Below are 12,209 nucleotides of genomic sequence, written 5' to 3' on the forward strand. Positions count from 1 at the left end.
GGAGGAAGAGCAAGTGAAGATCCACAAGGACAGCAAGCTGCTGTTCATCGGTGACTCGATCACCGATTGGAGCCGCGCCAGACCGATCGGCGAAGCGCTGTTCGACTCCCTCGGTACCGGTTACGTCGGCCTCGTCAACGCCTTCCTCAACGTCACGCATGCCAACCAACGCATTCGCGTGGTCAACATGGGCGTCAGCGCCAATACCGTGCGCGACCTCGAAGCCCGCTGGGCGACCGACGTCGAAGATCTGAAGCCCGACTGGCTGTCGATCATGATCGGCGTCAACGACGTCTGGCGGCAGTTCGATGCCCGCCTGCAGACCGAGAACCATGTGCGGATCGACGAATACGAGGCGACGCTGGAGCGGCTCATTGTCCGCACCCTGCCTCGCCTCAAGGGCCTCGTGCTGATGGCGCCCTACTTCGTCGAGTTCAATCGCGCCGATCCCATGCGCAAGATGATCGACGCCTATGGCGCGGTGATGAAAAAACTCGCCGAAAAGCACGGCGCCGTCTTCGCCGACACCCAGGCCGCTTTCGATGAGGTGATGGCCGAAATCCACCCCATGGGCATCGCCACCGACCGCGTCCACCCGACGCTGACCGGGCACATGATCATCGCGCGAGCTTTCCTGAAGGCGGTGGGCTATCCGGTTTAGGCACCACAACAGACGACATCGCAACGACGAGGTTTTGAGGAGGCTGCCGCATGTACCGCGCACTGATATTTGCGGTAAATCTACTGGCAGTGTCAGGTGCGCATGGCGCTGACGCCTATACCGTCAATTTTCCATCTCTGTTCGACATTCCCATCTACACAGCCACCTGCGATGGGCTGGATTTGCCATGCTCGGCAAATATGGCCTCGTACATTTATAATCTTGAGCCGTTCAAACCGCCCTTGAGTCTCCTCCGGGCTTCAGCAGCACCCGCAGGCGAGGGCAACAAATTCGGCTTTGTCGAGGTAGCTGACATCGATCATGGCAAGGAAGATTACGACAAACTACAAGGCATGATCGGCCAAACGAGTTCCTTAATTGAGCGCCTCTGGGTCAAAGGGTTGCAGATCTCGGAAAGAGAAGAAGTCGGGAAGCAGTTCCGGCTCGTCAGAGCCGTCCTTCCATCGAAGAAGGCGAAGGATGCTATCGCTCTTTGCGCTTTTTCAGACCTGGATATAAAAGCGAGCGTTCCTAACCGCTGCGTTCTACTCTCGTTCCGCATCGATAACCGCAATTTCTTGCTGGCCTCGGTCGGGCTTTCGGACGGGCCGGACGAACTGAGCGATCAGTCGGACTATGGGCCGAGTTTCTTTTTAAAATGGTTCCAGCCAGAGGACCCCAAAGCGAAAATTCTCAAGTCGCGCCATGAACTCGAACGAAAGTCCGCCGGCTCCGTAAACAATATCATAGACAATCTCCGCTTCAGGAATAACCTTAATATTCGCAAAAAGAATAACAATTTTAGTAATGAAGCAACTAACGGCAGCAAAATAGAATATTCATTATTTAGGGAATGGATATTACCGCTAAATCAAAAGGCATACTTCAACCAAATGATAGAATTACACTTCCACGTTAAAGCCGGTAACGAATGGGAGGCTTACTATACAGACGGAGCAATTGGAAGCGGCATCGAGTTGCAGGGCGACACCCGCGATTGGGGTGTTACCTTGGATTGGGAAGTACGAACAGTGTTAAATAAATCCGCGGCCGACTTAGAAAATTCCGATCTAGATTTACTTCGCGAACCTAAGGCAACCGGCGCTGACATCGTGCGCCAGGTTCGTGCAAGATTTCTCGATGCCATGCGAGAAATTTGCTTGCCGGCGAAGAATACCAGTACCGATCACGATGAATCCCCTCTTAGGGGTTACTTGACTGTTGAGTGTGGAAGCGATTGACGACGACAAGGATAGTTTTCCGCCCCCGCCGCATCTCGCTCGGCGGTCGCTTGTACACCTCATGGAACACCGCATTGAACCGTCTGAGGCTCCCGAATCCCGATTGAAGCGCGACGTCGGTCATCGGCATATCCGTTTCGGTGATGAGCCGCTTGGCGCGTTGCACGCGGGCCGTTTTCGCCACTTCGATCGGGCTGGCGCCGAGATGGCGGCGGAAGAGGCGTGTCAGGTGTCGACTGCCTACCCCGACGAGCGCCGCCAACGTCTCCACACTGCCATCCCCATCGAGCGCACCCTCGTCTTTGATGAGCCGCGCCGCCTTTTCGACAATGGCGAGCGTGCCCTTCCATGCCGGACAAAATGGCGCCGTCTCGGGCCGGCAGCGCAGGCAGGGCCGGTAGCCGGCAAGTTCGGCCGCCGTTGCACTCGGCAGGAATTCGACGTTGTGCGGCAGCGGTTGCTTCACCGGGCAGACGCAGCGGCAATAGATGCCCGTCGTCCGCACGCAGACGAAGAAGGCGCCGTCATAGGCGGGGTCGCGGGCCGCCCAGGCCGTTTCCCAGAGGGTGATGTCGAGGCTCATGACAGGAATTGTACACGCAATCTGTCAGGTTCAACGAACCGAGTCCGATTCCGGCGAGCGATCCATGTCTCACCGAGCGATTATTCGCTGAGCCAGCCAGGAGGTTTCTTTGACCAAAGCACCGCAAATGGGCCTCCTCGAGTGGGGCCTGCTCCTTTTCCTCTCCGTCCTGTGGGGCGGATCATTCTTCTTCTCGAAAGTGGCGCTGGCCGAGTTGCCGCCGTTCACCGTTGTGCTCGGCCGCGTGGCCATCGCCGCTCTCGCTCTCTACGCTTATCTCCGGGCGATTGGCCGAGCGATTCCAGGCAGCGGCGAAGCATGGCGCGCCTTCCTCGGCATGGGTCTTCTCAACAACCTCATTCCCTTCAGCCTGATCTTCTGGGGCCAGACGGCGCTTGCCTCCGGTCTTGCCTCCATTCTCAACGCCACGACGCCGATCTTTTCCATTCTGGTTGCTCATTGGCTGACGGCCGATGAGAAGATGACGCCACAGAAGATAACCGGCGTGCTGCTGGGCGTTCTTGGTGTCGTCGTTTTGATGAGCGGCAGCGCCTTTGCCGGCAACGGTCCGCCGCTGTGGGCGCTGTTCGCCTGTCTCGGCGCTGCCTTGTCCTATGGGTTCGCCGGCACATTTGGCCGACGTTTCCGTCGCTTGGGCATTGCGCCCGCCGTTGTCGCGTTCGGCCAGACCACAGTGTCCACTGTGGTGATGTTGCCCATCGTCGCAATCGTTGACGCGCCTTGGCATCTTGCCGCGCCACACCTCGTCACGGTCGGAGCGCTTCTCGCACTCGCACTGATCTCGACCGCTTTTGCCTACATCATCTACTTCCATCTCCTCTCGGTCGGTGGCGCCACCAACTCGTCGCTGGTGACGCTGTTGATCCCCGTCTCGGCCATCCTGCTCGGCAGCCTCGTGCTCGGAGAGCGCCTGTCTTCAAGTCATTTCCTGGGGATGGCCTTGATCGCGCTCGGTCTCCTGTCGATCGATGGCCGTATCTTCGCCATGCTCCGGCGAGCCCCAGCAGCAATGTGAGGCGCACATGTTTGACGTCCTCTATACCTATCTCGAAACCCCCATCGGCCCGCTGCTTCTGGCGGGCGACGGCACGCGGCTGTCAAAAGTAGGCTTTCCTACCGGCAAGGGCCGGGTGGCCCCGCATGATGACTGGCGGCGCGCCGATGACCGGTTTGTTGAGGCTCGCACCCAACTCTCAGCCTATTTCGCCGGGGAGCTGCGGACCTTCGATCTCGAGCTGATGCCGGTTGGCTCGCCCTTTCAGCTCGCTGTCTGGCGGGCTCTCAAAGCCATTCCCTATGGGGCAACCATGTCTTACGGGGAGCTTGCCAACCGCATCGGCCACCCTTCGGCGAGCCGCGCCGTCGGCGCCGCCAACGGCGCCAATCCCATCCCGATCATCGTGCCCTGCCACCGGGTAATCGGTGCATCGGGCGCCCTCACCGGCTTTGGCGGCGGCATCGACACCAAGCGCTGGCTGCTGGCGCATGAAAAGGGCGCCGCACCAGGCGATCTTCAGGGCAGCCTATTTTAGGTCGACATTGCACACCCTGGCCCGCTCCTTGCTTTTCTTGCCCCGCGTAGGCAAGTTTAACGCCGATGTTCACAAGATTGCCGCAGACTTTCTCGACGATCGGAGTGAGGGCGGTTCGCCGAGGCTTTGGGGTTCACATGACGGCATTCGAGTTCACTGCGGCACCCACCCGACGTAGATTTTCCGGCTCCGTCATTTTTGCCATCGTCGCGATCGTCACAGCGGCGACCCTGGCTCGGTTCAACGCCGATAGCTTCTACTACGGCGATCTCCTCGCCTTCTTCCAACCTACGCTGTTCGTTGTCTCCATTATCGTCCTGCTCGTAGCCCTCGTTGCCCGACACCGTGTTCTGGCGGCCTTTGCGCTGGTCCTCGTTCTGGTCAACGGTCTGCCACTTTTCATGCCGATCGAGCGCGCCGCCGCCTCGGCGGGAGGACGCGAACTGCGCGTCGCCACCAGCAACGTACTGGGCGGCCGCAACGACTATGAAGATCTCATCGCCTGGAGCACCAAATCCGGCATCGACGTGCTCGGCCAACAGGAAGTCAGCGGCTACGTGCTGCGGTATTTCGATGCGCTACGCGCGCATTTTCCTTCAGCTCCTCCGGCCGATTTGCTCGGTCATTATCCGGAGGTCATGGCCTGGTCCGGCTGGCGAATCGTCAAGGCCGAACACGTCCAGAATGTACCCTACGTCGTGCCCGACGACGGCTGGGGCGGGAATCCTCTCAGGCTGGAACTTGTTCCGCCAGGCACGCCCGACACTGCGTCAGGCTCCACCTTGAAGCCGGCTGTGGTCGTCTACGTGCTGCACCCCACGACGCCGCGGAGTTTCGACCAGTGGGAAACCCGCAATCTGTACCTGAGCACTGTGGCACGGTCGGTCGCTGCCGAGCCACCGGGCACCCCCGTTGTCGTCCTGGGCGATTTCAACACGCCCACCTGGTCGCCGTTCTTTCAGTCGTTCCTGAAGAAATCTGGATTGGTCGATGCCGCCGGCACAGGCTGGCCGGGCACCACCCGGTTCTCACGACGCTGGTTCTCCAAATATTTCTACTTCGGCTCACCGGTCGACCATATCCTGGTGTCACGCAATATCGAGGTGAAGCACTTCGAGGTCGGCCCCGATATCGGCTCGGACCACTTCCCGGTGCTGGCCGACCTGCGTCTGCCCTAGGCTCACCACCATGCAACCGGCAGCGCAGAGCCCCGAAGCACGGCCTCGACGTCCGGACGGAAACCGCCATCCGGCGCATGCAACACCATGCCGGGCAATATCCGCAGCGGTGCCCGCCCTTGCGGCCGGCCGCGCAGGATCAATCGGTGCGCCGGTTCATTGGCATGCGCGTGGATCGGCAGCAGCGCGAGTGAACCGAAGCGACTGCCGATCGCCGACAGGAGGCGCGACAACTCGTCGGCACGAAAGATCACCGTCAGCGTGCCGGATGGCTTCAGAATGGCAGCGGCGGCCCGAACCCAACCATCAATCGCATCCACGCTCAAGACGTGCGCCTTGGCCCGCAAGGGTGCCGGGGACGATCGGCCGCGATCGGCAAGGTGAAATGGCGGATTCATGATGACGTGATCGGCCATGTCGTCGGCAAGCCCCGCTGCCCGACGCTCGGCGGCCGGCGCCAGAACATCGGCAGCGACGACATGGACCCGCCCATCCACCGTGGCGTTCAGCGCGGCGTTGCCCTCGGCAAGACGCGCCAGCTCCGGATCGATCTCCACCAAGGTGACGGTCGTATCAGACAGCCGATGAGCCGCTGCGAGGCCGGCAACGCCGACGCCGGCGCCGAGATCGACGACGTGGCCCGTCGTTCCCTCCGGCAAGGCTGCAGCGAGCAACACCGCGTCGAGGCCGGCCCGATGCGAGCCGGCGCGCGGCTGATCAATGATGAGCTGATTGCCGAGAAAGCCGTCACGGCTGACGGCGTGTGAAACGGTCACCTCTCCGGCCCCGTCTTCGCCTTGGGGCGGAGCTCCGCGCCAAGACCAGCGTCGGAAATGAGCCGCCGGGCGCGGATCGCCTCATCGGCGTCGACCAGGATACGACGGGGAAAGGCGCCAACCATACCCTCCAGCGCGCTCATCGCCTGATCGGCGACGATGTAGCCGATATCGGCATCCTTCAGCAGCGCCTCGACGAAGGAGATGGTCACCAAATCGTTGGTTCGGATCAATTCTTCCATGAAACCTCCGGAATTCCTGATGGCTATCCCCGATGAGATTCGACATTATCCACTTGGCGGCCTAATGGTCACCCACTTAATCTTTCTCGCGCGCGGGCACCGACTCGTGTCGAGAAGCGTTGTAGATACAACCGGCGGCAAGCCGGACGGAAGGTTCGGGAGTGGAAGGTTTGAGCTCGGTCGCACCTCAGCACAGCAACGCTCCGGCAGCACCGCGCGAGAAATCGATCGCGCCCCTGATGCAGCTTGTCGACGCCGACATGCAGCGGGTCAACCAGATGATCCTCGACATGGCCGCCGCCAATGCCGAGATGATCCCGGAAATCGCCCGCCATCTGATCGATTCCGGCGGTAAGCGCCTGCGGCCGATGCTGACGCTCGCGGCGGCGCTCGCCTGCGGCTATCGGGGCGATGGCCACGTCAAACTCGCCGCCACGGTCGAATTCATGCATACGGCAACGCTGCTGCACGACGATGTGGTGGACGAGAGCGAACTTAGGCGGGGCAAGCCGTCGGCGCGCATGGTCTGGGGCAATCAGGCAAGCGTGCTGGTCGGCGACTATCTGCTCGGCCAAGCCTTCCGCACCATGGTCGAGGTCGGCTCGCTTGACGCGCTGGCCGTGCTATCGCGTGCCGCGGCGGTGATCGCCGAGGGCGAGGTGCTGCAACTCGTCGCTGCCAAACACCTGACCACCAGCGAAGACCAGTATCTTCAGGTGATCAACGCCAAGACGGCAGCGCTGTTCTCGGCGGCAACCGAGGTCGGCCCGATCATTGCCGGCAGCTCCGCCGAAGTGCGCGCTGGGCTCGCCGACTATGGCACACAGCTCGGCCTCGCCTTCCAGTTGGTCGACGACGCGCTCGACTATGGCGGCTCCTCAATGACACTCGGCAAGAAGGTCGGCGACGATTTCCGCGAAGGCAAGGTAACACTGCCAATCCTGATCGCCGCCGCCCGTGGTGGCGATACCGACCGCGACTTCTGGCAACGGACCATTGAACGCGGCGAAATCGAAGACGCCGATCTCGACCGGGCCATCGAGCTGCTCGGAAAGCACCAAGCCATTGCTGCCACCGTCGAGCGTGCCCGCATCTACGGCGACAAGGCGATTGCCGCGCTCGATGTGCTCGACGAAGGTCCCTACCGGGCAGCGCTGGAAGATGTGGTGCACTTCTGCGTCAGCCGCGTCAGTTGACTTTTCACAAGTCGGATAAGGAAGCCCGGACAAACATTTGACCGGGCTTTTCTTTTTCAATGTCAGCCCTTAGTGGAAACGCCGGCTTCGGCGAAGGTTGCCATGCCCGAGTGGACGTCGGCTGCTGCGCGAATGATCGACCCGGCAATGGCGGCGCCAGTTCCCTCGCCGAGGCGGAAGCCCAGATCGACAATCGGTTTCTTGCCAAGCCGGGCGATGACGTCGCGATGGGCGCCTTCCACCGAGGCATGGGCAATCTGCACATGATCGATGGAATGTGGATCGACGGCGTGCAATACCGCCGCGGCGGCGGTGACGACGTAGCCGTCGACGACCACCGGAACGTTCTGGTGACGAGCCGCAATGATCGCACCGGCCATGGCGGCGATCTCACGACCGCCCACCTGGCGCAGAACCTCGAGACCGTCGCGCTCGCCATTGCCAAGACGCGCCACCGCAGCGGCCACAGCGTCGCGCTTGCGCGTCAGGCCGGCATCATCCACGCCGGTGCCGCGGCCAATCCAGTCCGAAGCAACGCCACCATAAAGGGCGTGATAGATGGCGGCAGCCACCGTGGTGTTGCCGATGCCCATTTCGCCGAGCATCAACAGGTCGGTGCCGCCGGCCACCGATTCCATACCGAAGGCCATGGTGGCGGCACAGCCGGCCTCGTCGAAGGCATCCTGCTCGGTAATGTCGGGCGTCGGCATTTCGAGCGCCAGCTCGAACACCTTGAGCCCATAGTTGTAGCTCTTGCAGAGCTGGTTGATTGCGGCGCCGCCGGCCGTGAAGTTGGCCACCATCTGGAAATTCACCTCGACCGGGAAGGCCGAGACGCCCTTGGCGGCCACGCCATGGCTGGCCGCGAAGATCGACACCATCGGATGGCGTACTGCCGGCCGCTCCACCCGCTGCCAGGCCGCCAGCCATTCGGCGAGATCCTCAAGCCGGCCGAGCGAGCCGAGCGGTTTAGTCAGTTGGGCGTTACGGGCTTGAACGGCAGCGACAGAAGCTTCGTCCGGCCCCGGCATCGAACGGATCAGTTCGCGGAAATCGTCGAACGGCAGGCCGGACATCGAGGGAATCATATTTTCGTCTCTCTGATTGAACTGGAAACGGCAAGTCTGGATTTAGTACCAAGACCGTCGAAATGCCACCTAATGACACAACATTTAGCGGGTTCACGCTATACATGACTCGCTCCACGGCCTACAAACGAAGAATGCTCCGCGATGAACTCCTCCACCGTCTTGCCGATCTCGGCGCCTCGCTCCGCTTCTTCTCGCGCCTGCCCGTGCCGCAGCTTGGGCAGTTGGACGACACCGGCGCCTTGCCTGAATTGCCACGCGCGGGGGCGGTGATCCCACTCGCCGGCTTCCTGATCGCCCTGCCCGCAGCACTTGTCGGTCTGGCCGTCGGCGTGGCGGGACTTCCCGATCTTCTCGTCGGTCTGCTCATTGTCACCGCGCTGGTGGTGCCGACAGGCGCCTTGCACGAGGACGGGCTCGCCGATAGTACCGACGGTCTTGTCGGTGGCGCCACAGCCGAAAAGCGGCTCCTCATCATGAAGGACAGTCGCATCGGCACCTTCGGGGGCTTGGCGCTCATTCTCTCAACGCTGATCCGCGCCAGCGCCTATGGCGCGCTATTTGCAAATCCAGCGGCGGGAGTTTTCGCAGTGCTGGGTGGCGGCGCCTTGAGCCGCCTCGCCATGACCGCCCTCTGGGCCGCGCTGCCCAACGCCCGACCGGAAGGGCTCGCGGCGCGTCTCGGCCAGCCCGACCAACGTGCCCTGGCGCTCGGCGCCGGACTGACGGTCTTGCTGTTGTCGCCACTGCCAGCTCTTGTTGGTGCGCCAGCTACGCTTCTCGGCATCGCCTTTGCCGGTCTCGCCGCTCTTGCTTTTGGCGCTTTTGCCCGCGAAAAGATTGGAGGACAAACCGGCGACATTCTCGGCGCGACCCAGGTGCTGACCGAGATGGCGTTTCTCGTCGGCCTTTTGATCGGCAGGTGAAAGCGATGGTGGAGACGCCCTGCGTCAAGATTTGCCGAATGCTCGAAGGCGGCGCCCTCTGCCGTGGTTGCGGCCGCACACTCGAGGAGATCGCCCACTGGACCACCATGAGCCCTGAAGAACGCCGAGCGATCATGGGCGGCCTTGCGGAGCGGCTCAAGCGGGCCGACATGCTGGATAAACAGTCCCGTTCGGAGGCCTGAGGCCGATGCGGCAACCCGTGCTCTATATTGCCGTGGCGATCCTCGTTGTTGCAACGGGCGCCCTTCTGATCTTCGGCCGGTCGAGCAGTATTGCCGGCCTCGCCCCAGCCCAGTTCGCCAACGTCGCCTATCTCTCGATCTTCGCCCTGCTGATCGGCGCTTCGCTGGCCTTCGGCCGCCACCGCGTCAACGCACGACTTTGGCACATCGCCGTTTGGCTCGCCGTCTTCCTGATACTTGCCGCCGGCTATCGCTGGTTCCATCAGGAGCCGACGGTAGTGGTACCGAGTGACAATGCCCACTCGACGGCAATCTGATCAGTCCGTCACCCTCTTGGCAAAACGCGCTGCCAGCACACTGACGATCACCAGCTGCAGGAAATGGAAGACCATGATCGGCGCCACGATCAGGCCTATGGCAGCGCTCTGGCCAAACATCACCGGCGCCAGGGGCACGCCGGTGGCCAGCGACTTCTTGGAGCCGCAGAACTGGCAGGCGATGCGATCGCGGATGTTGAAGCCCATCAAAGCGCAGACGCCGTTCATGATCAGATAGACCACCAGGAACAGCGCCACCGAAGCGACGGCGATCTCCAGCACCACCGTGAGATCGTTGGCGCTCCAGACGCCGGCCGCCACGGAATCGCAGAAAGAATTGTAGACGATGGCAAGGATGGTGGAACGGTCGGCAAGCTTCACCCAGAAGGCATTGCGATGCGCCCAGCCGCCCAGCCAGCGGCGGGCGATCTGGCCGAGGACGATCGGCACCAGCACCAGCATCACGACCTTGAAGATCACCGGCAACAGCGGCATGTCGATGCCGTTGCGCCTCATGTACCAGCTCATCAAAAGCGGCGTCACGAACACGCCGAGCAAGCTGGACAGCGAAGCGTTGAACACGGCGGCCGGCACGTTGCCGCGGGCAATGTTGGTCATCGCCACCGACGAGGATACGGTGGAAGGCAGCGCCGCCACGTAGAAGAAGCCCAGCCAGAGATCGTCGGAGAACAAGCCAGGCATCAGCATCCGAGCGGCCAACAGCAAGACGGGGAACAGCACGAAGGTGGCGAACTGCACGCAAATGTGCAGGCGCCAGTGCAATACACCCGCCTTCATTCGCTCGGGCGATAGCGTCAGCCCATAAAGGAAGAACACCACCGAGACGCCATAGGTGGTGACATATTCGAAGTGCAGCGGTCCGCCGCTCTTGCCAGGCACCGGCCAGATGAGCGCCAGCGCCACCATCAGAACGAGGCCAATAAGGAAGTAATCGAGCTTGGGGAGACGGAACGACACGACAGGCGAACTTTCAGTATCAGGCGGCCTTGCGGCGTTGAAGCGCGTCGAGCGCCGCGTCGATAACCTCAAGGCCGGCGCCTTCCTTGACGCCCCCTTCGGTCAGGATGCGGCGCCAGGCGCGGGCGCCGGGGACCTTGTGGTAGAGGCCGAGCATATGGCGGGTGAAGGCGGACAATCGACCGCCAGCGGCCAAATAAGCAGCGATATACGGCCGCATCCGCTCCACCACCGCATATGGGTCGGCATCTTCTGTGGCCACGCCATAGACGAGCCGATCGACCGAGCCGAGCAGCGCCGGCTCCTGATAGGCCGCACGTCCCAGCATCACGCCGTCAAGTGTCTTCAGAAGATCAAGAGCCGCATCGAGGTCGTTGATGCCCCCGTTGATGCCGATGAACACATTGGGATAGCGCGCCTTGAGGCGGCGGACGCGGTCATAATCGAGCGGCGGGATATCGCGATTTTCCTTGGGGCTGAGGCCCTTCAGCCACGCCTTGCGGGCGTGCACCCAGAGGGCGGAAACGCCGGCAGCGATCACCGCATCGGCAAGCTTGTCGAGCGCCTCCTCAGGATCCTGCTCGTCAACGCCGATCCGGCACTTGACGGTGACTGGCACGCTGACGGCCGCCCGCATCGCCGCCACACACTCGGCGACTAGCGCCGGCTCCAGCATCAGGCAGGCGCCGAACCGGCCCGACTGCACGCGGTCGGACGGACAGCCGACGTTGAGGTTGATCTCGTCATAGCCCCAGTCCTCGCCCACCTTGGCCGCAAACGCCAGCTCGGCCGGATCGGCCCCGCCGAGCTGCAGCGCGACAGGATGCTCCTCGTGGGAAAAGCCTAGCAGCTTATCACGATCGCCAAAGCGGATCGCCGCCGTCGTCACCATTTCCGTATAGAGCAGCGCACGCGCGCTCAGCTGCCGATGGAACAGCCGACAATTGCGATCCGTCCAATCGAGCATCGGTGCGACGGCAAAAATCGGCCCCTTGATGTTGCTCGACTTTTCTGAATTCTCTCGATTATTTCGTTGCGACCGTTGCAAATCTCACATCTTTCGTTGCGTATTTAGCGATATTCGCGGGCATTCGTTCGGGCTATTTTGGACACTGTTCTAAATGTTCGAACACAAAGGGCCGTGTACCAAATGGGGAGCATCGTAGAGCGGAAGCGGAAGGACGGAAGCACCTCCTATCTGGCGAAGGTGTCCGTCATGAAAGACAAGGTGATAGTCCATAGCGAGGCGAAGACATTTGACCGCCGG

The 12,209-nt window shown here is 61.8% G+C and carries 15 protein-coding genes; 9 read left to right on the forward strand and 6 right to left on the reverse strand.

What is annotated here, in order from left to right:
* Positions 1-13: 13 nt before the first annotated feature.
* Both G522_RS0107615 and G522_RS0107620 read left to right on the forward strand, forming a co-directional pair.
* On the forward strand, positions 14-661 hold the full coding sequence (locus G522_RS0107615) for an SGNH/GDSL hydrolase family protein (RefSeq protein ID WP_026790528.1): 648 nt from the start codon (positions 14-16) through the stop codon (positions 659-661).
* 50 nt (positions 662-711) lie between these two features.
* The gene (locus tag G522_RS0107620) at positions 712-1,902 is read left to right on the forward strand and encodes a hypothetical protein (protein WP_026790529.1); all 1,191 of its coding nucleotides are present in this window, start codon (positions 712-714) and stop codon (positions 1,900-1,902) included.
* On the opposite strand, the gene G522_RS26020 is transcribed toward G522_RS0107620, so the two are convergent.
* Complete coding sequence (locus G522_RS26020; RefSeq protein WP_051228417.1) at positions 1,865-2,485, reverse strand: bifunctional transcriptional activator/DNA repair enzyme AdaA; 621 nt, start codon at positions 2,483-2,485, stop codon at positions 1,865-1,867. The genes G522_RS0107620 and G522_RS26020 overlap by 38 nt on opposite strands.
* Before the next feature lie 127 nt (positions 2,486-2,612).
* Between G522_RS26020 and G522_RS0107630 the strand changes: the two genes are divergently transcribed.
* The 3 genes from G522_RS0107630 to G522_RS0107640 all read left to right on the forward strand — a co-directional run bounded on the left by G522_RS0107630 (position 2,613) and on the right by G522_RS0107640 (position 5,216).
* Complete coding sequence (locus G522_RS0107630; protein ID WP_026790530.1) at positions 2,613-3,521, forward strand: DMT family transporter; 909 nt, start codon at positions 2,613-2,615, stop codon at positions 3,519-3,521.
* Positions 3,522-3,528: 7 nt separating this feature from the next.
* Positions 3,529-4,038 carry a methylated-DNA--[protein]-cysteine S-methyltransferase gene (locus tag G522_RS0107635; RefSeq protein ID WP_026790531.1) on the forward strand — a complete coding sequence of 170 codons (510 nt, stop codon included), beginning with the start codon at positions 3,529-3,531 and terminating at the stop codon, positions 4,036-4,038.
* Positions 4,039-4,175: 137 nt separating this feature from the next.
* Positions 4,176-5,216, forward strand: coding sequence for an endonuclease/exonuclease/phosphatase family protein (locus G522_RS0107640; RefSeq protein WP_026790532.1), 1,041 nt, complete (start codon positions 4,176-4,178; stop codon positions 5,214-5,216).
* A 2-nt stretch (positions 5,217-5,218) separates the two neighbouring features.
* On the opposite strand, the gene G522_RS0107645 is transcribed toward G522_RS0107640, so the two are convergent.
* Entirely contained in the window at positions 5,219-5,992 is a 774-nt protein-coding gene (locus G522_RS0107645) for a tRNA1(Val) (adenine(37)-N6)-methyltransferase (protein ID WP_026790533.1), read from the reverse strand.
* The gene (locus G522_RS0107650; RefSeq protein ID WP_026790534.1) at positions 5,989-6,234 is read right to left on the reverse strand and encodes a putative signal transducing protein; all 246 of its coding nucleotides are present in this window, start codon (positions 6,232-6,234) and stop codon (positions 5,989-5,991) included. Before G522_RS0107650 ends, G522_RS0107645 begins: the two co-directional genes overlap by 4 nt.
* Positions 6,235-6,473: 239 nt before the next feature.
* Here G522_RS0107650 and G522_RS26025 point away from each other — a divergent pair, with 239 nt between their 5' ends.
* Positions 6,474-7,430: a polyprenyl synthetase family protein gene (locus tag G522_RS26025; RefSeq protein ID WP_051228430.1), complete on the forward strand. Its 957-nt coding sequence runs from the start codon at positions 6,474-6,476 to the stop codon at positions 7,428-7,430.
* Positions 7,431-7,492: 62 nt separating this feature from the next.
* Here the strand turns inward: G522_RS26025 and cobT are convergent, their stop codons facing one another.
* On the reverse strand, positions 7,493-8,518 hold the full coding sequence (cobT, locus tag G522_RS0107660) for a nicotinate-nucleotide--dimethylbenzimidazole phosphoribosyltransferase (protein ID WP_026790535.1): 1,026 nt from the start codon (positions 8,516-8,518) through the stop codon (positions 7,493-7,495).
* 134 nt (positions 8,519-8,652) lie between these two features.
* On the opposite strand from cobT, the gene G522_RS0107665 reads away from it, so the two are divergent.
* The 3 genes from G522_RS0107665 to G522_RS0107675 are packed head-to-tail and all read left to right on the forward strand — an operon-like array spanning position 8,653 to position 9,964.
* On the forward strand, positions 8,653-9,444 hold the full coding sequence (locus tag G522_RS0107665; protein WP_026790536.1) for an adenosylcobinamide-GDP ribazoletransferase: 792 nt from the start codon (positions 8,653-8,655) through the stop codon (positions 9,442-9,444).
* A gap of 5 nt (positions 9,445-9,449) precedes the next feature.
* The gene (locus G522_RS0107670) at positions 9,450-9,647 is read left to right on the forward strand and encodes a DUF1289 domain-containing protein (RefSeq protein ID WP_036838385.1); all 198 of its coding nucleotides are present in this window, start codon (positions 9,450-9,452) and stop codon (positions 9,645-9,647) included.
* 5 nt (positions 9,648-9,652) lie between these two features.
* Entirely contained in the window at positions 9,653-9,964 is a 312-nt protein-coding gene (locus G522_RS0107675) for a hypothetical protein (protein ID WP_026790538.1), read from the forward strand.
* Here the strand turns inward: G522_RS0107675 and G522_RS0107680 are convergent, their stop codons facing one another.
* Together G522_RS0107680 and dusA are read right to left on the reverse strand one after the other, a co-directional pair.
* A complete protein-coding gene (locus tag G522_RS0107680) occupies positions 9,965-10,942 on the reverse strand; it encodes a bile acid:sodium symporter family protein (protein ID WP_026790539.1) in 978 nt (325 codons plus the stop codon).
* Positions 10,943-10,961: 19 nt separating this feature from the next.
* Complete coding sequence (dusA, locus tag G522_RS0107685; protein WP_084632966.1) at positions 10,962-11,990, reverse strand: tRNA dihydrouridine(20/20a) synthase DusA; 1,029 nt, start codon at positions 11,988-11,990, stop codon at positions 10,962-10,964.
* Positions 11,991-12,209 lie beyond the last annotated feature (219 nt).

The organism is Pleomorphomonas oryzae DSM 16300 (genome assembly GCF_000422965.1).
GTDB lineage: Bacteria > Pseudomonadota > Alphaproteobacteria > Rhizobiales > Pleomorphomonadaceae > Pleomorphomonas > Pleomorphomonas oryzae.